22 protein-coding genes are annotated in these 18,692 nt (G+C 53.7%); 9 read left to right on the forward strand and 13 right to left on the reverse strand.

The features are described from left to right. The first annotated feature begins 23 nt into the window (after window positions 1-23). A complete protein-coding gene (locus tag V5P19_RS02870; protein ID WP_334399946.1) occupies window positions 24-986 on the forward strand; it encodes an FAD:protein FMN transferase in 963 nt (320 codons plus the stop codon). Here the strand turns inward: V5P19_RS02870 and dcuR are convergent. Next, entirely contained in the window at window positions 967-1,686 is a 720-nt protein-coding gene (gene dcuR, locus V5P19_RS02875; protein WP_334399948.1) for a two-component system response regulator DcuR, read from the reverse strand. The genes V5P19_RS02870 and dcuR overlap by 20 nt on opposite strands. After that, window positions 1,683-3,299, reverse strand: coding sequence for a sensor histidine kinase (locus V5P19_RS02880; RefSeq protein ID WP_334399949.1), 1,617 nt, complete (start codon window positions 3,297-3,299; stop codon window positions 1,683-1,685). The genes dcuR and V5P19_RS02880 overlap by 4 nt, the downstream gene beginning before the upstream one ends. Window positions 3,300-3,442: 143 nt before the next feature. On the opposite strand from V5P19_RS02880, the gene V5P19_RS02885 reads away from it, so the two are divergent. Further along, the gene (locus V5P19_RS02885) at window positions 3,443-4,306 is read left to right on the forward strand and encodes an N-acetylmuramic acid 6-phosphate etherase (protein WP_334399951.1); all 864 of its coding nucleotides are present in this window, start codon (window positions 3,443-3,445) and stop codon (window positions 4,304-4,306) included. A 50-nt stretch (window positions 4,307-4,356) separates the two neighbouring features. Here V5P19_RS02885 and ompC read toward each other — a convergent pair whose 3' ends face one another. Then, a complete protein-coding gene (gene ompC, locus V5P19_RS02890) occupies window positions 4,357-5,511 on the reverse strand; it encodes a porin OmpC (protein ID WP_334399953.1) in 1,155 nt (384 codons plus the stop codon). Window positions 5,512-5,797: 286 nt separating this feature from the next. Between ompC and V5P19_RS02895 the strand changes: the two genes are divergently transcribed. Genes V5P19_RS02895 through V5P19_RS02905 form a run of 3 tightly spaced genes read left to right on the forward strand, consistent with a single transcriptional unit; the run spans window position 5,798 to window position 8,439 of the window. Beyond that, window positions 5,798-6,499 (forward strand): phosphohydrolase, encoded by a 702-nt coding sequence (locus tag V5P19_RS02895; RefSeq protein WP_334401119.1) that lies wholly within the window; start codon window positions 5,798-5,800, stop codon window positions 6,497-6,499. Window positions 6,500-6,542: 43 nt separating this feature from the next. Beyond that, window positions 6,543-7,976 (forward strand): DNA cytosine methyltransferase, encoded by a 1,434-nt coding sequence (locus tag V5P19_RS02900; RefSeq protein ID WP_334399955.1) that lies wholly within the window; start codon window positions 6,543-6,545, stop codon window positions 7,974-7,976. Next, entirely contained in the window at window positions 7,957-8,439 is a 483-nt protein-coding gene (locus V5P19_RS02905; RefSeq protein ID WP_334399957.1) for a very short patch repair endonuclease, read from the forward strand. The genes V5P19_RS02900 and V5P19_RS02905 overlap by 20 nt, the downstream gene beginning before the upstream one ends. Here V5P19_RS02905 and yedA read toward each other — a convergent pair. Continuing rightward, window positions 8,411-9,325 (reverse strand): drug/metabolite exporter YedA, encoded by a 915-nt coding sequence (yedA, locus tag V5P19_RS02910; RefSeq protein WP_334399959.1) that lies wholly within the window; start codon window positions 9,323-9,325, stop codon window positions 8,411-8,413. The two genes, V5P19_RS02905 and yedA, sit on opposite strands and share 29 nt — an antisense overlap. 178 nt (window positions 9,326-9,503) lie before the next feature. On the opposite strand from yedA, the gene V5P19_RS02915 reads away from it, so the two are divergent. The 3 genes from V5P19_RS02915 (at window position 9,504) to dgcQ (ending at window position 12,438) form a co-directional block, all read left to right on the forward strand. After that, window positions 9,504-10,415: a DUF808 domain-containing protein gene (locus V5P19_RS02915; RefSeq protein ID WP_334399961.1), complete on the forward strand. Its 912-nt coding sequence runs from the start codon at window positions 9,504-9,506 to the stop codon at window positions 10,413-10,415. A 78-nt stretch (window positions 10,416-10,493) separates the two neighbouring features. Then, on the forward strand, window positions 10,494-10,676 hold the full coding sequence (locus V5P19_RS02920) for a DUF2158 domain-containing protein (RefSeq protein ID WP_334399963.1): 183 nt from the start codon (window positions 10,494-10,496) through the stop codon (window positions 10,674-10,676). Between the two features lie 61 nt (window positions 10,677-10,737). Further along, on the forward strand, window positions 10,738-12,438 hold the full coding sequence (gene dgcQ / locus V5P19_RS02925) for a cellulose biosynthesis regulator diguanylate cyclase DgcQ (RefSeq protein WP_334399964.1): 1,701 nt from the start codon (window positions 10,738-10,740) through the stop codon (window positions 12,436-12,438). On the opposite strand, the gene V5P19_RS02930 is transcribed toward dgcQ, so the two are convergent. Both V5P19_RS02930 and yodD read right to left on the reverse strand, forming a co-directional pair. Beyond that, the gene (locus V5P19_RS02930; RefSeq protein ID WP_334399966.1) at window positions 12,423-13,223 is read right to left on the reverse strand and encodes a mannosyl-3-phosphoglycerate phosphatase-related protein; all 801 of its coding nucleotides are present in this window, start codon (window positions 13,221-13,223) and stop codon (window positions 12,423-12,425) included. The genes dgcQ and V5P19_RS02930 overlap by 16 nt on opposite strands. Window positions 13,224-13,520: 297 nt before the next feature. After that, window positions 13,521-13,748, reverse strand: a complete 228-nt coding sequence (yodD, locus tag V5P19_RS02935) for a YodD family peroxide/acid resistance protein (protein WP_334399968.1) — start codon at window positions 13,746-13,748, stop codon at window positions 13,521-13,523. A 128-nt stretch (window positions 13,749-13,876) separates the two neighbouring features. On the opposite strand from yodD, the gene dsrB reads away from it, so the two are divergent. Beyond that, a complete protein-coding gene (dsrB, locus tag V5P19_RS02940) occupies window positions 13,877-14,065 on the forward strand; it encodes a protein DsrB (RefSeq protein WP_334399970.1) in 189 nt (62 codons plus the stop codon). A 102-nt stretch (window positions 14,066-14,167) separates the two neighbouring features. Here dsrB and rcsA read toward each other — a convergent pair whose 3' ends face one another. The 7 genes from rcsA to fliM form a co-directional block, all read right to left on the reverse strand. After that, complete coding sequence (rcsA, locus tag V5P19_RS02945; RefSeq protein ID WP_334399972.1) at window positions 14,168-14,791, reverse strand: transcriptional regulator RcsA; 624 nt, start codon at window positions 14,789-14,791, stop codon at window positions 14,168-14,170. A gap of 295 nt (window positions 14,792-15,086) precedes the next feature. Continuing rightward, window positions 15,087-15,872: a flagellar biosynthetic protein FliR gene (gene fliR, locus V5P19_RS02950; protein WP_334399974.1), complete on the reverse strand. Its 786-nt coding sequence runs from the start codon at window positions 15,870-15,872 to the stop codon at window positions 15,087-15,089. Between the two features lie 7 nt (window positions 15,873-15,879). Then, the gene (fliQ, locus tag V5P19_RS02955) at window positions 15,880-16,149 is read right to left on the reverse strand and encodes a flagellar biosynthesis protein FliQ (protein WP_334399976.1); all 270 of its coding nucleotides are present in this window, start codon (window positions 16,147-16,149) and stop codon (window positions 15,880-15,882) included. A 10-nt stretch (window positions 16,150-16,159) separates the two neighbouring features. Then, window positions 16,160-16,897 (reverse strand): flagellar type III secretion system pore protein FliP, encoded by a 738-nt coding sequence (gene fliP / locus V5P19_RS02960; RefSeq protein ID WP_334399978.1) that lies wholly within the window; start codon window positions 16,895-16,897, stop codon window positions 16,160-16,162. Beyond that, window positions 16,897-17,271, reverse strand: coding sequence for a flagellar biosynthetic protein FliO (gene fliO / locus V5P19_RS02965; protein WP_334399980.1), 375 nt, complete (start codon window positions 17,269-17,271; stop codon window positions 16,897-16,899). Before fliO ends, fliP begins: the two co-directional genes overlap by 1 nt. Before the next feature lie 2 nt (window positions 17,272-17,273). Then, window positions 17,274-17,687: a flagellar motor switch protein FliN gene (gene fliN / locus V5P19_RS02970; RefSeq protein ID WP_334399982.1), complete on the reverse strand. Its 414-nt coding sequence runs from the start codon at window positions 17,685-17,687 to the stop codon at window positions 17,274-17,276. Further along, window positions 17,684-18,688 (reverse strand): flagellar motor switch protein FliM, encoded by a 1,005-nt coding sequence (gene fliM / locus V5P19_RS02975; RefSeq protein ID WP_334399984.1) that lies wholly within the window; start codon window positions 18,686-18,688, stop codon window positions 17,684-17,686. Before fliM ends, fliN begins: the two co-directional genes overlap by 4 nt. Window positions 18,689-18,692: the final 4 nt, after the last annotated feature.

An 18,692-nucleotide genomic window follows, 5' to 3' on the forward strand; every position in this document is an offset into this window, starting at 1 on the left:
ACATTTCAACCAGGGAGCCTTCTATGTCTTCTGACAACCGCGTCTACAGCTACTCCGCCGTCCTGATGGGATCTCCCATCCTCCTGAAACTCTTTTCCCACGATGAAGCGCTCGCATCCCGCGTTTTTCGCCTGATCAAACAGTATGAAGACCTGCTTACGGTCAACCGCGCGCAGTCGCAGGTGATGGATATTAACCATGCCGCCGGGCAGCATTCTGTCGTGGTCAGCCGTCCAGTATTTGAGCTGATACGCTGTGCCAAAGCGGCCAGCCTCCTCAAGGACAGCGCGTTTAACCTTGCTATTGGCCCGCTGGTGAAGCGCTGGAAAATCGGCTTTCAGGGCGACAGCGTGCCGCCTGCCGATGAGATTGCCTCGTTACTTGCTGTGACACACCCAGAGGATGTGGTGCTGGATGAGGCCAGCAGCACCGTTTTCCTGACGCATCTCGGCATGGAGATTGATCTGGGTGCCATTGCCAAAGGCTATATCGCCGACAGGGTGCGGGATTATCTGCGTAAAGCAGGGACAGAACGCGGTTTAATTAATCTGGGCGGAAACATCCAGACGCTGGGTTCGCCGGAGGGGGGGTGGAGCGTGGGCCTCAAAAAGCCGTTTGCCGCTGAGGAGCTGATTGGCGCGATGACGGTAGAAAACCGATCCGTTGTGACGTCGGGAACCTACGAGCGCTATTTTGAGCACAACGGTAAACGCTATCACCATATTCTCGACCCGCGCACCGGCTACCCGTTGGACAACGAGCTGGACAGCGTGACGATAATTTCAAAAGATTCCATTGACGGGGATATCTGGACCACGCTGATGTACGGCATGGGCGTGGAGAAGGGATGTGCCGCATTGCGCGCGCGCCCCGATATTGACGCTATCTTTGTGACCAAAACAAAAGAAGTGGTGTTCTCTTCAGCGCACCACTTCCGTTTTACCCTGCTGGATAACCGCTATCGCGTTACTGGCAATACTGCTTGAGCAGGCCAGTCTGTTCCGGCTGCAGGCGGTAACGATACACCGGGCGCCCCGTGGCACCGTAGTGAATGCTGGTGAACAAAATATTGATTTGCGCCAGCCAAATCAGATATTTGCGGCAGGACACGCGCGAAATATTGACCGCGTTGGCCAGGTCGTCGGTGGAAAACTCCCTCTCCGGATGGCTGTCGATCCACTGACAAATCGTGCGCAGCGTTTGCGGCGTTAACCCTTTCGGCAGCTTTTTGCTGTCTGCCAGCTCTGGCGCCCCGCCGTGCAGCAGCCTGTCCACATCCGCCTGCTCATAGTACTGGTGTGACCCCATCAAGCTGTGTTTTGCCTTCCAGCCGATCAACGCCTCTTCAAAACGCGGGAACTGGAACGGTTTGATCAGATAGTCCACTACCCCATAATGCATGGAGGTCTGGATGGTGGCGGCATCCGATGCGGAGGAGATCATAATCACATCGATCGGACGACCGGACGCACGGATGATGGGCAGCAGATCCAGCCCGTTATCCTGCTGCATATAAACATCCAGCAGCACCAAATCGACGGGCTGGCTCGGGTTGTTAATCACGGCCTCGGCCTGGTTAAGCGTAGAGGCGACGCCGCAGCAGCTAAACCCGTCAACACGGTTTACATACAGACGGTTGAGGTCGGCTACCATGGCGTCATCATCGACAATTAATACATTTATCACGCGATATTCCTCTCGCTATCCCAGGGGATATGAACAAAAAATTGGGTAAATACGCCAGGCTCAGACTCGACGGTAATGTCTCCGCCGAGATTCTGGATTTGCTGGCGAGCAAGGAACAGCCCAACGCCCCGGTTTTCACCTTTTGTTGAGAAGCCCTTAGTAAAAATAGCCTCCAGCTGGGCAGGATCAATGCCGGGGCCGTCGTCGCTGACTTCGCAGCTGAGCCAGCCATTCTGATAGTGCAGCAGCAAACCGATCTCACCTTCCGGCTGGCCTTCCATCGCGTCCAGCGCGTTTTCAATTAAATTACCCAGTACGGTTATCAGCACCGCGACCTGCTCTTCATTGACGGTATCAGGGAGTCGACACTCATCTGCAAGCGTCAGGGTAATGCCCGCTTCTTTGGCGCGATTGATTTTACCCAGCAGGAAGCCAGCAATCACCGGGGATTTCACCTTGCTCTGGATGGTTCCAATGTCCGTCTGGTAATTATGCGCGGTCTGCAGAATATACTCTTCCAGCTTGTCATAGCGTTTTATATGCAGCAGGCCCAGGATCACGTGCAGTTTATTCATAAACTCATGCGTGTGGGCGCGCAGGGCATCGACGTAATTGACCATGCCATCAAGGCGCTGCATTAGCTGTCTGACTTCGGTTTTATCGCGGAAGGTGGTGATTGCGCCAATCACCTGTTGCTGGCTTTTCACCGGAACCATGTTACAAAGCAGCAATCGTCCGTTGCAGTCGATCTCCTGATCCTGACGCGCAATGCCGGTCTTCGACACTTCCCGCAGGCTGGCGAGCAGCGGCTCGCTGGCATTTTCGGTTTGCTTGCCGGAAGGCAGGAGTAATATCTCTCTGGCGGTGTGGTTGATCATCGTGACGCGGCCATGAATATCTACCGCCAGTACCCCCTCACGCAGGGACTGCAGCATCGCCTGTCGCTGCTCAAACAGCGCGGAGATTTCATAGGGCTCAAGGCCAAACAGAATACGTTTGAGCACGCGAACCAAACCCCAAATCGCCATAGAGCTCATAAGTATACTGAACAAAATCGTCCAGACGGCGTTAAGCCTGCCGCGGGTAATTTGCTCTTCCACTTTATTCAGGGAGATACCCACGACCACCACGCCGATCTGATCGTGCTGAGCGTCATAAACGGGAGTAAAAACGCGCAGGGCTTCGGCGAGCGCACCGCGGTTAACGGAGACATTCTCCTTCCCTTCCAGCGCAGGCGTGAGATCGTCGCCAATAAAATGCAGGCCTAGCAGCGCTTCGTTGGGATGCGAATAGCGAATACCGCGCATGTCGGTCACCACGGTAAACAGCAGATCGTTGCGTTGCGTCACGGCCTGAGCGACAGGTTGGATAATATCTGCCTGGGGTGACTCCATCAGCCCGCGCTTCACTTCCGGGCTATCGGCCAGAGTGCGGGCGATGCCCAGCGCGGTGTCTTTGACATCATCACGGGTTGCCCGGGTGATTTGCACTGAATAGAGCGCGAAAACGACCAGCAGCACAGAGCCGATGATGGCGCACACCATCAGCGTAACCAGCGTACTTAGCTTCACAGGGCGCTTGCGCGTGGGGGGGAAGGGCGGCAAATCGCTCATCAACACTCCGCGATAAATCACAAAGCGTTGATTATCGCCGATGACGTGTTTTTCATAAAGGGATGCTTTTCGTGACGCCCCTCGCAGGTCACCCATATAAAACACTTTATAGTGTGTGGGAACTCATAATAAGGAGGCTGTTTATGAGCATTATGCTTACCGGTTCAGTCAAGGAAAGACGGCACGCCAGCACGATGAATATCGATAGATTGTCCACGCTGGACATGCTGAATGTCATTCACCAGGATGATGCACATATCTCTGAAGCCATCACCCCCTTCTTAGCAACAATTGCCCGCGTGGTCGATAACGCGGCGGCAACGCTGAGTCACGGCGGGCGTTTGGTTATTGTCGGCGCCGGCCCGTCTGGCTGCGTGGCAAAACAGTCTGCGGACGAGTACGCACCGGGAAAAACGCCGGTCCTTGCCATCACGGCAGATGACGACGCGGGAAGCTATGAGCGGGGAGTTGCTGACCTGCAGGCCATCAAATTTGATGAACATGACATGATGCTTGCGGTCACCGTAAGTGGGAAAACCCCCTGGGTCTGGGGAGCCATGCGTCATGCGTGGTCGCTGGGATCGCCGGTTGCAGTGATCACCTGCGATGCAGGAAGTGAAGCGGCGCAGCTGGCGAGCATGGTGGTCGCGCCGGATCTCGGCGCGGATGTGGTAGCTGGGTACATCAACACCAAAGCGGGGATCGCGCAAAAAATGATCCTCACGATGGTGACGACCGGGCTCGCGGTTCGAACCGGACGCGTGTACAGCAACCTGCGCGTGGATCTGGAGGCGAGCAGCACCAAATGGGCAGAGCGGCAAATCGCCATTGTGATGGAGGCGGGGGGATGCACGCGAGGTGTAGCAAAAACCGCGCTTGAGAGCTGCAACCATAACTGCAAAACGGCGGTATTGATGGTGCTGACGGGGCTGGATGCGTGGAAGGCGCATGAGCTGCTGGCGCAGAATAACGGCTTTATTCGCGTGGCGCTGCAGGAAGCGCCGTAATATACAGCGCAGAAAAAGGCCGCAATTGCGGCCTTTAGTATTTTGGGGAATTAGAACTGGTAGGTCATGCCTACGCCAACGATGTCGTCAGTTGCGATGCCGTTAGCTTCATAGAAATACTTATCTTCGTCCAGCAGGTTGATTTTGTAATCAACATAGGTAGAGAAGTTTTTATTGAAGGTGTAGGTCATGCCGAGGTCGATATAGTTCACGAGATCCATATCGCCGTGTTGACCCTGAGGATTGCTACCGTTACCAGGATACGTCATGTCTTTACCCTTGGAGTAAACCCAGGCAAGGGATGGACGCAGGCCGAAGTCGAACTGGTACTGCGCAACCGCTTCAACGTTCTGAGTTTCGTCCGCGATGCCATCATCACCGTAGGGGGTCATGTTGCGGGTTTGCGCGTACATCATTGCGAGATAGAGGCGATTCGCATCGTATTTTGCGCCAACAGTCCAGACATCTGCTTTTTCGCCGCCTGCGATCAGGGCGCTATTTCGACCTAATCCCTCCTGTTCATTGCTACGGTCAGAAGAGGAGTATGCTGCACCCAGGCTCAGACCGAAGTCAAAGTCATAAGACGTGGACATTGCGAAACCGTCACCGTTCTGGAAACGCGGGTCGGTGTGACCGTTTTTAGTGCCTTCCTGATCTTCGTTGGCATTTGAACCTTCATTCGCGCCTTGGTACTGCAGCGCAAAATTCAGCCCCTCAACCAGACCGAAGAAACCGGAATTACGGTAGGTTGCCAGGCCATTTGCGCGGCCGTTCATAAAGTTATCGGTCCAGGTGTAAGAATCACCGCCAAATACCGGCAGCATATCGGTCCAGGCTTCGACGTCATACACGACGCCGTAATTACGACCGTAATCAAATGAGCCGTATTCGCCATATTTCAGACCCGCAAACGCCAGACGGTTAAATGATTTATCGCCGGCGTTTTCAGTATTGTTTGCGTAGGTTTTATATTCCCACTGGCCGTAACCAACGAGGTCGTTGGTAATCTGTGATTCGCCTTTGAAACCCACCTGCACATAGGTTTCATCGCCGTCGTCGCCAGCGTTGTCAGAGAAGGTATGACGCGCATCAACTTTGCCGTAAAGGTCAACTTTGTTGCCGTCCTTGTTATACATTTCAGCCGCATTTGCTGTGCCAGCCATTAATAACGCGGGTACAAGAATAGCCAGAACTTTTCTTTTCATTATATATTCCCTTGAAAGATAATTTATATGAATATATGTAATTACTCTCCGCAATTACAGGGTCGATACTATTCTAAGGATTGTTATTTTGGTTCAAAAATAAATGTAATTAAAATCTCATAAATATTGCAAAATATTTCAATTAATCTCTTTATTTTTCACGTGAATTAATTTATTGAAAATATAGGTGGTAATTATTGTTAAGTATTTCTAAGTTGTATTATTTAATTGATTTAATTCGAATATGTTATAATTCATGCCTCTTTTCCCGCGACAGGATGTAATGATGGAACTCGCGCAGTGGCAACACCGCTTTGAATCCTGGCTCCATGAAAACCATACGACTGACGATGCCGCGCATGATATCTCTCACTTCCGGCGCGTCTGGATGACGGCGCAGAAAATCATGGCGAGGCAGGCTGTCGATCCGCTGGTGATTCTGACCGCCTGCTATTTTCATGACATTGTCAGCCTGCCAAAAAATCACCCTGAACGCAGCCAGTCATCGTTTCTGGCGGCGCGCGAAACGCGTGAGATTCTGCAGCGTGACTTCCCGGATTTCCCGCCGGAACGCTATGCCGCAGTGGAACATGCCATTGAAGCGCACAGCTTTAGCGCCGGAATGACTCCGCAAAGTCTTGAGGCCCAAATAGTTCAGGATGCTGACCGTCTGGAAGCGTTAGGGGCTATCGGCCTGGCGCGCGTCTTTGCGGTGTCTGGTTCGCTGGGCGTGGCGCTGTTTGATGCCCGCGATCCTTTTGCTGATTCGCGAGAACTCAATGATAAAGCCTTTGCGCTCGATCATTTCCAGACCAAACTGTTACACCTGCCAGTGACCATGCAAACAGACATGGGGCGTGAGCTCGCGCGGCACAACGCCGATTTCCTGATCCTGTTTTTGGCAAAACTGAGCGCGGAATTAAAGGGGGACTGCCTGGGGCTGGATAGCGAGGTCCAGCACCGCTTTCGCCGCAGTTTGAGCGAGTGAACTGTGGTAATCTGTTTCCAGTCTTTATTCTCCGGTTAATAGAATGCAGGAAAATCGATCACTGACTGAGCCCGCGCCAGAGCAGGCTGAGAAATCAACGGCAGCGGTGCAGGCGCTGCTGCAACGGCTTCTGGATATCTATGATGCTAAAACGCTGGTAAACCAGCTCGTGGCACTGGGTGAGAACCACTGGAGTCCGGCAATCCTTAAGCGACTGCTCACCAGCGAGCGGGCGGGGCACCGCCTAAGCGACGGTGAGTTTCGCCACCTGCAAGATCTGCTGCCGCGACCTTCTGCTGCGCATCCGAACTATGCCTTTCGCTTTATCGATCTCTTCGCCGGCATCGGCGGGATCCGATACGGGTTCGACGCTATCGGGGGTCAGTGCGTGTTTACCAGCGAGTGGAACAAACACGCGGTACGGACCTATAAAGCAAACTGGTACTGCGATCCCCATGCGCACCAGTTCAATGCGGATATCCGCGACGTCACGCTGAGCCACAAAAGCGGCGTCAGCGATGAAGAGGCCGCCGAGCACATCCGCCAGAACATTCCGGCGCATGACGTGCTGTTGGCCGGATTCCCATGTCAGCCTTTTTCGCTCGCCGGGGTATCGAAGAAAAATGCCCTCGGTCGCGCCCACGGGTTTGCCTGCGATACCCAGGGAACGCTTTTTTTTGATGTTGTGCGCATTATTGATGCCCGCCGTCCGCCGATTTTTGTGCTGGAAAACGTCAAGAATTTAAAGAGTCACGACGGGGGCAAAACCTTCCGTATCATTATGCAAACGCTAGATGAGCTGGGGTACGACGTCGCCGATTCGCAGGATATGGGGGCCAATGACCCGAAAATTATCGACGGCAAAAATTTCCTGCCTCAGCATCGCGAACGCATTGTGCTGGTCGGTTTCCGTCGCGATCTCAATCTTAAAGGTGATTTTACCCTGCGGGATATCCCGTCGTTCTATCCGGCGCGTCGACCGACGATTGCCGACTTGCTTGAACCTGTAGTGGATGCGAAATTTATCCTCACACCGGTGCTGTGGAAATACCTCTATCGCTACGCCAAAAAACACCAGGCGAAAGGTAACGGCTTCGGCTTTGGCATGGTGAATCCCAATAACCCAGGCAGCGTTACCCGCACCTTATCTGCGCGCTATTACAAAGACGGCGCGGAAATCCTGATCGACCGAGGCTGGAATATGGCGCTGGGTGAAAAAGACTTTGACGATCCTGAGAACCAGCGCCATCGCCCACGCCGTTTAACACCCCGCGAATGCGCGCGGTTAATGGGATTCGAGTCACCGCAGGGTTACAGCTTCCGTATTCCGGTTTCGGATACCCAGGCCTATCGCCAGTTTGGTAACTCCGTGGTGGTGCCCGCGTTTGCGGCAGTGGCGAAGCTGCTGGCCCCGCGCATCAAACAGGCCGTTGCGCTGCGCCAAAGCGAGGCCGTCAATGACGGATGTCCACAATAAGGCCACGCGCAGTAAAAACATGCGTGCCATCGGCACGCGTGACACCGCGATTGAAAAACGGCTCGCCGGTTTACTGACTCAGGCAGGGTTTGATTTTCGGGTGCAGGATGCCGCGCTTGCCGGGCGTCCTGATTTTGTCATCGACGCCTATCAGTGCATCATCTTTACCCACGGCTGCTTTTGGCATCATCACGACTGCTATCTGTTCAAGGTCCCGGCGACGCGTACGGCTTTCTGGCTGGAGAAGATTGGCAAGAACGTAGAACGTGACAACCGCGATATTGCTGCGCTTCTGGCGCAGGGCTGGCGGGTATTGGTCGTGTGGGAGTGCGCCCTGCGCGGCAAATTAAAATTGAACGATAGGGACCTGGCAGAGCGCCTCGAGGAGTGGATCTGCGGCGGCGTTCAGGCCGCGCAGATCGATACGCAGGGCATTAAGGTTTCTCTACCTCACACGGCGTAACTACCGGCCTGGCGGGCAGCAAATATTTACCCAGCGTCACCAGCACCACGGCAAAGACAATCACACCCAGCGCCAGCCATTCAATTGGCGACAGCGTTTCGCCCGCAAAAGTGGTGCCCAACAGCACGGCGACCACCGGGTTGACGTAGGCGTAGCTTGTCGCCACGGCAGGGGAGACGTTGCGGATCAGGAACATGTAGGCGTTAATGGCAATAATAGAGCCAAACAGCGCAAGGTAACCCACGGCCAGGAATCCGGAGAGGTCCGGCATTGCCGTCAGTTTCTCACCGGTCAGCGTTGAGGCAATCAACAGCACAATGCCCGCCGCGAGCATTTCGATGGCGCCCGCCATCATGCCCGACGGCAACTCAATGCGTGAACCGTAGACGGAACCAAACGCCCAGCTCATGGAGCCAATGAGAATCAGCAGTGCACCCCACGGGTTGCCGCTCAGGTTGCCGCCGCTGTTAAGAAGGATAATTCCGGCAAGCCCAATTCCAATCCCCAGCCATTCCAGCTTGCGGGTGCGAATGCCGAAAAGACGGCTGAAGCAGAGCGTAAACAGCGGGACGGTGGCGACGACCACGGCGGCGATCCCTGACGGCACGTTCTGGTGTTCTGCAACCGTGACAAATCCGTTCCCGACAGCCAGCAACAGCAGGCCTACCAGAGCGGCATTAAGCAATGGCCGAAGCGCAGGCAGCTTGTGTCCGCGCAGCAGTAAAAAAGCCATCAGCAGCACGCCCGCCGAAAGGAAGCGAATACCGGCCATCATCAGTGGGGGCCAGCTTTCCACACCAATACGAATGACAAAATAGGTGGATCCCCAGATGATATACAGCGAAAAAAGTGCTCCAATGAGCGGTAATAATTGCCGGAAACGCATAGTCCCTCACGTCGAAATAAAAAGTTCGATCATAGTAAACGCCAAAACTATCGGGCTGGCGAGCGCTTTAATTGTGTTGCTGATGTGAAATTTTTGTTGACGCGTCACGCCTGTTTCCGGGTGTTCAGTTTTGTTCCATACTATTCACTTAATTACCAAAAAAAGAAGGATAGAGATTTTGGCAGGAAGTAGCTTATTAACATTACTGGATGATATTGCCACGTTACTGGACGACATTTCGGTGATGGGTAAATTGGCGGCGAAAAAGACCGCAGGGGTGTTGGGAGATGATTTATCGCTGAACGCGCAGCAGGTGAGTGGCGTTCGCGCGAATCGGGAACTGCCGGTCGTCTGGGGCGTGGCAAAAGGTTCCTTCGTAAACAAGGTAATTCTCGTTCCGCTGGCACTGCTCATTAGCGCGTTTATCCCCTGGGCCATTACGCCATTGCTGATGATCGGCGGCGCGTTCCTCTGTTTTGAAGGGGTTGAGAAAGTCCTTCACACCTTGGCGTCACGTAAAGAGAACGTCACGCCGGAAATGCGTCAGCAGCGTCTTGAGGCGATTGCCGCGCAGGATCCAAAAACCTTCGAGCGAGACAAGGTAAAAGGGGCCATTCGTACTGACTTTATCCTCTCGGCTGAAATCGTGGCAATTACGCTTGGAATTGTCTCTGAAGCCCCGCTGATGAATCAGGTGATCGTGCTTTCCGGTATCGCCATTCTGGTGACGGTGGGCGTATACGGTCTGGTCGGCCTGATCGTCAAGCTGGATGACATTGGCTACTGGCTGGAGGAGAAATCGAGTGCCGTGGCGCGCGGTATCGGGAAAGGGTTGCTGGTTCTCGCCCCCTGGCTGATGAAGAGTTTGTCTGTGATCGGCACGCTGGCTATGTTCCTCGTGGGGGGCGGGATTGTCGTCCACGGTATCGCACCGCTACACCATGCGATTGAGCACTTTGCGTCAGCACACGGCGCGATGGTGGCCGCCATACTGCCAACGCTGCTGAATCTGGTGCTGGGCTTTATCATCGGCGCTATCGTGGTGGCGGGTGTGACACTGGTTAACCGCATGCGCGGAAAATCGCACTAATTAGCGCGCGATCGACAGTGCAAAAAGGCCATTCCTCGTCTAAATTGAAAACGTTTCACCCTGATACAGGAGGCAGGTATGGTCTTTTTGGTCAGTGATGAAGTTAAGCCTAAAAATGGCGGTCCGCGCATGATCGTGACCGGATATTCCAGTGGAATGGTGGAATGTCGGTGGTACGATGGTTACGGCATCAAGCGGGAAGCTTTTCGTGAAGACGAGCTTCAAGCGGGTGACGGGCGGCAAAAGCGCGATAAGGCTTAATCACTAAACGCCCGGTTTTTCCGGGCGTTTTTACTTGCGTAGTGACAATCAGGGAGAGTGTGTGCAGCGCGATACCTTTGTTCAAAGACGATCTTTTCTACAATGGCTGCATAAACGTAGCAATCCTGGCCTGATTGTTAATCTCTGTTTTATCGTGGTGCTGGTGTTTTCAACGCTTCTGACGTGGCGTGAAGTGGTCGTGTTAGAGGATGCCTACATTGCCAGCCAGCGTAACCATCTGGAAACCGTCGCCAATTCGCTGGACAGGCAGTTACAGTTCAGCGTCGACAAGATGCTATTTTTCCGCCAAAGCATGCGCGATGCGCTGCAAACGCCTCTCACATTAGGCGTACTGCACGATGCGGTTAAGCGCTTCGATACCCAGCGCAACGCCCGTGCGTGGCAAATTGCGGTAGACAGCAACCGCACGTTGCCGATCAACGGCGTGTCCGACGCGTTTGTCGACAAGACCACGCTCCTGAACCGTGATAAAGACCGCCTGACAAACGAACTTTCCGCCGCGCTGGAAGTGGGGTATTTACTGCGTCTGGCGGCATCGAATGCGCGTAAAGAAGAGCGCGTCATTTATGTTTCCCGTGCCGGGTTCTTCCTTGCCACCGATACGCCTGAACAGCCGCATGATATTGCTCCCCGCTATTATCAGATGGTCACCCAGCCCTGGTTTACCCAGCAGTCCGAGCGGGAAAACCGCGCAGGCGCGGTTCGCTGGTTTATATCGCCACCCTCATCCTTTGTCGGCGATGCGCCGCTCATCACTGCCAGCGTGCCGATTTATTATGACCACTTCTGGTACGGCGTCGTGGCGATGGATTTTAGCTTTTCCACCATGAAACGCCTGCTGGTGGAGGCGATGGATGACCATGCCCAGGGCGAGTACCAGCTTTACGATACCCGTCTCAATATGATTGCGACCTCTGAAACGTCGGCGAACAGGGTTAATCACTTCGACGCGAATGAAATGGCGTTGATTGCTCGGGACATCGAAACCGATACCCGAGGGGGGTTACGCCTGGGAAGCCGGTTTATCAGCTGGGAGCGGCTCGACCATTTTGATGGCGTAGTGCTGCGCGTGCACACCCTGGACGAAGGCGTACGTGGGGATTTTGGTAACATCAGCATTGTACTGGCGCTGCTGTGGGCACTTTTTACCGCCATGCTGCTGATCTCATGGCTGGTGATACGCCGGATGGTGAGCAACATGTATACGCTCCAGCACTCGCTGCAATGGCAGGCCTGGCACGATCCCTTAACGCGCCTGAATAATCGTGGCGCGCTCTTTGAGCGGGCGAAGCTGCTGGCGAAGCAGTGCGAGCAGCAGTCGCTGCCATTCTCGGTCATTCAGATTGACCTCGACCACTTCAAAGGTATCAATGACCGTTTCGGTCATCAGGCCGGTGATAAGGTTCTGTCTCACGCTGCTGGGATTATCGCCAGCGGGTTACGCGCAAGCGATGTTGCCGGACGCGTGGGGGGAGAAGAATTCTGCGTGGTGTTGCCAGGCATTTCGCGTGAACACGCTGCCGAGATCGCAGAGCGGATCCGCGTGCGCATCGACAACAAAGAGATTCTGGTGAAGAAGAGCACGACGCTACGCGTTAGCGCCTCATTTGGCGTGAGCAGTGCCCAGGAAAGAGGGAATTACGACTTCGAACAGCTGCAGTCGATTGCGGATGCCCGGCTGTATCAGGCAAAACAGAGTGGGCGCAATCGGGTGGTTTGGCAGGATCACGATAAGAAGTGATCCAGCCCCTCACGCCAGCCAGCCGGGCCGGGCTGCTGTGTGTGGTATACCCGGCCAGGATTGTCGTCGCGAAGCACAATCCCGTGGCGGTTAATGCCCTTTATCACTACCGCGAAGTCCACGCTGTCCAGAAGCGGGGCATCGTTGGGCCCGTCGCCCAGGCCAATCGTCGTCGGTATCATCTGTTCCCGTTCTGCATACCGATCAATCAACCAGCTGACCGCCATATCCTTTCCGCAGCGGGCGTCCAGAACGTGCCAAAAGCGCGCGCCCTGCACGCACTTCAGGCCGCATAGCGCCAGCTCTTCTTCAAATCGCGCCATTTTTTCATCGCTGTCGCGCCAGATGAGCGTCACCGATGCCTCGTGCCTGCGCGCCAGCGCCGCACGATAACGATTCAGTCCGGTCCACTCGCCGATGACGTGAACGTCTACGTCATCGAAGGTGGTGAATTTAAACCCGGTCTGTAGCCGAATTTGTTCGATACGCGGGGAAATATCCCTATGGGGCATGCCCTGAATAAGGCGCGGGCCGGTTTCCCAGCGCACGTCGGATTGGATCACCGCGCCGTTCTCGGCGATAAAGGGCAATCCCTCCAGACCGAGCTCCTCCTGAATGTCGCGCATTTCTGCTGCGGTCTTGCTGCTGCAGAGAATGACCGGAATTTGGGCATCCTGAAGTTTGTCGAGCCAGGGCAGTGCCGGGCGCCATTCATAGGTATGGATATCCAGCAATGAACCATCCAGGTCGGAAAAAACCAGCAATGTTTCCTGGAGTGAAGGCATACCGACTCCTGCTGTTGAAAGAGGGTGTCTAAGAATATTCTTAAAAAATTCCCCGGTGGAAAACGGTAAAATTGGAAACGATCCCGCTAAACCCGCACGGGGCGTATGTTGTTACTCATAACAAAAATCCGCCTGTATCAAATATTATATTCATCAGGAGAATATATGCTTGTCAGACAAATTCGTTGGGGATAGTGTTTCTCCTACATCAGATTTCCTGGTGTAACGAATTTTCAAGTGCTTCTTGCATAAGCAAGTTTGATCCCGGTCATCCCCATGACCGGGATTTTTTTCGCCCTAACGGTTCGCCTCAGACACGCTAAAGTCGTGGATATCCAGTTCAAACGCCTCGGCCAGCTCGCGGTAGGTGTGGTAATCCCTCCCGTTGACAATGACTCTGTCGGATTCATCATCCGTGCGGCGAACGTCGGACTCACTGATCTCATTGATGGCGGCAAGCAGGGCATCGACATCCACCTCAACGTCGCGTTTGATTGTGTCGCTGTACTCTTTTTCAGTCTTCATCACAGATACCTCATACAACCGTGTCCAACAGTAAGTATAGACTGCACACAAAAACGGCATTCACACCCGCTGGCGATGCCAGTTAATGCGTTTTGTTCTACACTGGCTCAAAACCACAGGAGGAACGTATGAACGTCAACGATCGGGTCACCGTTAAAACGGACGGTGGGACACGCCGCCCGGGCGTGGTGCTGGCAATAGAAGAGTTTAGTGAAGGCACAATGTACCTGGTATCACTGGAAGACTACCCGCTCGGCATCTGGTTCTTCAACGAGCTGGGGCATTCTGACGGGATCTTTGTGGAGAAGGCAGACTAGCGGGGTGTCGGGTGGCAAACTGCATGCCCGACATCTGCTGTAAAAGCAAAAATCTCTGGCCAGGCCAGAGATCAAGGGTAGGGTACTTAGGTTGAATGAGGACTAGCGCATATTGACGAAAATCCCGTTCGTCACATTATCAGTCAGGCGAACCACGTGATAAATCACTTGCTTATTATGCGTTTTAATTTTCCTTTTAATATTTCCTTTGTGTGACGAAACGGTTTTTGCTTTGATATTCATCTGGTCTGAGATCTGAATTGTCCCTTGTCCAGCCATCCACATTCGCAGCATACTTGATTCAGTTCTGCTTAATGATAGAGTGGGTAAGTTAACCGCTCCTACATTCTTTACTTCTTTATTCAAATAATCACCCAAAATGTCATCCAGCGACTCAGGTTTAATCGATTTAGAACTGATTAATAAATTTTTACGGACCAACAAATACTCATCGAAATGGATATTTGCGATCGCCATAAAAACAATAAACAGAGTTTTAGGATGCTGATTAATGATTTGCTTAATGTACTGACTGTTGGCTGGATCGTGAATGAAACAGTCCTCATTAATAAACACCACGCCTGGCTTGAGTTCATCACAAGCGGCTGCAAGTTCATCAACAGTGTGTGCATCGTTGATGTCCCTCTTTCTTACCCCTCTGCTTGCCAGGTACCCGGTTAACCCTAGCCGGGTGTAGCTGCATAAATCCATAATGATCGTTGACATGGCATACCCTCACTCAATGCGTAACGATAATTCACCATCTGCCTGAGAGCTCAAAACAGCCATACGGGATGGAAAAACGTAATAAAACCTGTGAGCATGACAAAGACTTTCAGGCGGACTCACTATCCCGTAAAGTTACGTATAATTTGCCAGGAATCTTCTTAAAGTAAAGTAAATATTAAGTATTGTGAGGTGGTTAGAAACAATTAAACCGCGTCAGATATATCCTGGAAGATGTTTTTCATGTTTTATTTTAGGAATATCCTCAGAAAGACAATGTAAACATTGCGGGCTATTATTTACGAGGCAGTTCACTAACAATATCTGCTAACAGGTTGAATATCTCGCTGAATAAATGTTCACAGAAGGGGGCGATAAGCGGCATTAACAACGACATTAATAAAATACCGACCGTCAATGTGAGTGGAAAGCCGATGACAAACACCGATAGCTGCGGTGCCATACGATTGAGTAAGCCTAACGCCAGATTCACGGTCAGCAGCAGGGTAATGATCGGCAGGGCCAGCATCAACCCGTTGAGGAAAATGAGCCCGGCAGCACGAACGAGCGCCAGGAAGGCGTTGCTGTTCACCGGGGTCTCGCCAATCGGCAGCGTATGAAAAGTATCCACCAGCATGGAGATCAGCCACAGATGGCCGTTAAAGGTGAGAAACAGCAGCATGGCCAGCAGGTCGATAATTCGGGCCAGCACCGGCATGTTGAGATGGCTTCCGGGGTCGACGAAGGTGGCAAAGGATAACCCCATCTGCAGACCAATCAGCTCACCGGCGGTACGCACGGCGGCAAAGGCAAGCTGCATAGTAAAGCCGACGGCCACGCCGATCATCACCTGCTGCAGCGCCACCCACACCGCGTTGGCCGAAAAGATGGGAATATTCACGGGCGGCAGAGTTGGGGCGACAATGATCGTAATGATGATGCCCAGCCCCACTTTGACCCGCTTGGGGATGCTTTTCTCACTGAGAATCGGGGCGGTGGTAATGAGCGCCAGGATGCGCAGCATCGGCCAGAAATAGACGCCAAGCCACTGAACCCACTGGTCGCTGGTGAAATGCAGCATCGTCGTCTTAGCCGATGATATACGGCAGGTTGGTAAACAGGTTGCGCATATAGTCCAGCAACAGGTTCAGCATCCACGGGCCGGCGACGATAATCGCCACGAACACGGCAATGATTTTTGGAATGAACGACAGCGTCATTTCGTTAATCTGCGTGGCAGCCTGCAAAATACTGATGATAAGACCGGTCACCAGCGCAACAAGTAACAGAGGTGCGGCGACGGCAATGGCGACTCTCATCGCTTCCGTGCCCATCATCATGACCGATTCTGGCGTCATTGCGCGCTCCTCAACTGTAGAAACTCTGCGCCAGCGAACTGACCAGCAGCTGCCAGCCGTCGACCAGTACAAAGAGCATGATCTTAAAGGGCAGGGCAATGGTTGCCGGAGGCACCATCATCATCCCGAGCGCCATCAGCACGCTCGCAATCACCAGATCGATGATCAGGAACGGGATGAAAATGGTAAAGCCAATCTGGAAGGCGGTTTTCAGTTCGCTGGTCACGTAGGCTGGCAGCAGGATGCGCATTGGAACGGCTTCCGGGCCCTGCAGTTCGCCGGTGTTGGAGAGGCGGGCGAACAGCGCCAGATCCGCTTCACGCGTCTGACGCAGCATAAATTCACGCAGCGGTTGCGCCCCTTTTTCCAGCGCCACCTGCATCGAGATTTTATCTTCGCTAAACGGCTGATAGGCGTCGGTATAAATTTTATCTATTACCGGCGACATAATAAAAAAGGTTAAAAACAGGGCTAAGCCCAGCAGGACCTGGTTAGGCGGCGCGGACGGAGTACCCAGCGCGTTTCGGAGCAGGCCAAAGACAATAATGATGCGCGTGAAGCTGGTCATCATCAGCAAAATCGCCGGGATAAACGTCAGCGATGTGATGAATACCAGCGTCTGAACCGGGAGAGACCAGCTTTGTCCGCCGCCGGCAATCGGGGTGGAAATCAGGCCTGGCAGCTGTGCATAGACAGCAGGAGCAAACAGGCCAAGGCCCGCAAGCGTAAGGGATAACAAACGGCGCATCAGGATCTCCCGGAACGCTTAAGCAAACTCTTCATCACGGACTGAAAATCCGCAGGGGCTTCTGCACTCTCGTCACCCGAGAGGGGGGCAGGCGGCAGCTTATGTAAAACGTTGATGTTTGAAGCGGTAATGCCCAGCACCAGGCGCGCATCTTCCACATCGACAATGACCACGCGCTCGCGCGGCCCCAGTGACGTGCTGGCGCTGACCTTCAGACCGCGCGCACCGGCGGTTTTACCCGCCAGGCCAAACCGCTTTGCCAGCCAGGCTGCGATAAGAATGAAGGCAATAATACCGAACAGCGCGCCGCTCACCTGGAGCAGGGGGGAACCGGGAACGGCAGAGGGGGGCGATATCGTTGCCTGGGTTTTCATGCTTAACGGCTCAGACGACGCATACGTTCAGAAGGCGTAATGATGTCGGTAATGCGCACGCCGTATTTATCGGCAACCACCACGACTTCGCCTTGGGCAATTAGATAGCCGTTGATCAGAATATCCAGCGGCTCACCGGCCAGGCCGTCAAGCGCCACGACGGAACCCTGCGCCAGACGCAGCAGCTCTTTAATGGTCATGCGGGTACGACCGAGCTCAACGGTAAGCTTAACCGGGATATCCATAATCAGATCAATATCCTGCAGCGTGCCGCTGACATCGCCACCGCCTAACTGCTGGAATACCGCGTCCGCAGCACTCTTTGCTGCAGGCGCTTTTTGCTCGTTTAATGCGTCAGCCCACAGATCGTCCAGTGCTCCGCTGTTTTCATCGGACGGATTGTTCATGTCACTCATTTGGGCTGTTCCTCATTCAGCGAATTCAATATCGGGTTGATCAAGTGCTCAACGCGTAACGCATACTGGCCGTTAATTGTGCCGTACTGACTGGTCAGCACGGGGACACCATCCACATGGGCAATAATGCGGTCGGGTTTTTCTATCGGCAAAACATCGCCGGGTTGTAATTTCAAAATCTGGGATAACCGCAAGGGGATATCGGCGAAACTTGCCACCAGCTCCAGCTGCGAATGTTGAACCTGACGCACCAGGTTTTCGCGCCAGTTCTGATCTTCGTTGCGGGAGTTTTCCAGCGGCGGGTTGACCAGCAGTTCACGCAGCGGTTCGATCATGCTGAACGGCAGGCAGATGTTAAACTCGCCGGTCAGGTTACCGATCTCCACGTGGAACGGCGTGTTCACGACGATATCGTTTGGAGAGGTGGTGATATTGGTGAATTTCACCTGCATCTCGGAGCGAACGTATTCCACTTCCAGCGGGTTAATGGCTTTCCACGCGTCGCTATAGGATTCCAGCGCCAACTTCAGCATGCGGTTAATCACGCGCTGCTCGGTATGGGTAAATTCACGGCCTTCCACTTTCGTTGGAAAACGTCCATCGCCACCGAACAGGTTATCCACCGCAATGAACACCAGGCTTGGGGAAAACACCACCAGACCTGTGCCGCGCAGCGGCTTCAGATGGATCAGGTTAAGGTTGGTTGGCACCGGCAGGTTGCGGGCAAACTCGTGATAAGGCTGAATGCGGATCGCACCAACGGTGATATCCGGGCTGCGGCGCAGCAGGTTAAACAGCCCCATACGGAACTGACGTGCAAAACGTTCGTTGATGATCTCCAGCGCCTGCAGACGCTCACGTACTACGCGACGCTGGGTATTCGGGTCATAGGGACGAATATTGTCGTCACCGCTCAGACCCGGCTGCGGATCGTCATTCTTATCGCTGTCGCCGTTGAGCAGCGCATCGATTTCTGCCTGAGAAAGAATACTGTCGCCCATGTCG

Source organism: Enterobacter sp. UNJFSC 003 (genome assembly GCF_036903355.1).
Lineage (GTDB): Bacteria > Pseudomonadota > Gammaproteobacteria > Enterobacterales > Enterobacteriaceae > Enterobacter.

Excerpts from the sequence above, each read along its gene's own strand:
- fliM (WP_334399984.1), bottom strand. The coding sequence starts at position 18,688 with ATGGGCGACAGTATTCTTTCTCAGGCAGAAATCGATGCGCTGCTCAAC.
- V5P19_RS02905 (WP_334399957.1), top strand. The coding sequence starts at position 7,957 with ATGACGGATGTCCACAATAAGGCCACGCGCAGTAAAAACATGCGTGCC.
- ompC (WP_334399953.1), bottom strand. The coding sequence starts at position 5,511 with ATGAAAAGAAAAGTTCTGGCTATTCTTGTACCCGCGTTATTAATGGCT.
- yodD (WP_334399968.1), bottom strand. The coding sequence starts at position 13,748 with ATGAAGACTGAAAAAGAGTACAGCGACACAATCAAACGCGACGTTGAG.
- fliO (WP_334399980.1), bottom strand. The coding sequence starts at position 17,271 with ATGAAAACCCAGGCAACGATATCGCCCCCCTCTGCCGTTCCCGGTTCC.
- V5P19_RS02885 (WP_334399951.1), top strand. The coding sequence starts at position 3,443 with ATGAGCATTATGCTTACCGGTTCAGTCAAGGAAAGACGGCACGCCAGC.
- V5P19_RS02920 (WP_334399963.1), top strand. The coding sequence starts at position 10,494 with ATGGTCTTTTTGGTCAGTGATGAAGTTAAGCCTAAAAATGGCGGTCCG.
- fliR (WP_334399974.1), bottom strand. The coding sequence starts at position 15,872 with ATGCTGCATTTCACCAGCGACCAGTGGGTTCAGTGGCTTGGCGTCTAT.
- V5P19_RS02895 (WP_334401119.1), top strand. The coding sequence starts at position 5,798 with ATGGAACTCGCGCAGTGGCAACACCGCTTTGAATCCTGGCTCCATGAA.
- fliQ (WP_334399976.1), bottom strand. The coding sequence starts at position 16,149 with ATGACGCCAGAATCGGTCATGATGATGGGCACGGAAGCGATGAGAGTC.
- V5P19_RS02880 (WP_334399949.1), bottom strand. The coding sequence starts at position 3,299 with ATGAGCGATTTGCCGCCCTTCCCCCCCACGCGCAAGCGCCCTGTGAAG.
- V5P19_RS02900 (WP_334399955.1), top strand. The coding sequence starts at position 6,543 with ATGCAGGAAAATCGATCACTGACTGAGCCCGCGCCAGAGCAGGCTGAG.
- dsrB (WP_334399970.1), top strand. The coding sequence starts at position 13,877 with ATGAACGTCAACGATCGGGTCACCGTTAAAACGGACGGTGGGACACGC.
- V5P19_RS02870 (WP_334399946.1), top strand. The coding sequence starts at position 24 with ATGTCTTCTGACAACCGCGTCTACAGCTACTCCGCCGTCCTGATGGGA.
- yedA (WP_334399959.1), bottom strand. The coding sequence starts at position 9,325 with ATGCGTTTCCGGCAATTATTACCGCTCATTGGAGCACTTTTTTCGCTG.
- fliN (WP_334399982.1), bottom strand. The coding sequence starts at position 17,687 with ATGAGTGACATGAACAATCCGTCCGATGAAAACAGCGGAGCACTGGAC.
- V5P19_RS02930 (WP_334399966.1), bottom strand. The coding sequence starts at position 13,223 with ATGCCTTCACTCCAGGAAACATTGCTGGTTTTTTCCGACCTGGATGGT.
- fliP (WP_334399978.1), bottom strand. The coding sequence starts at position 16,897 with ATGCGCCGTTTGTTATCCCTTACGCTTGCGGGCCTTGGCCTGTTTGCT.
- rcsA (WP_334399972.1), bottom strand. The coding sequence starts at position 14,791 with ATGTCAACGATCATTATGGATTTATGCAGCTACACCCGGCTAGGGTTA.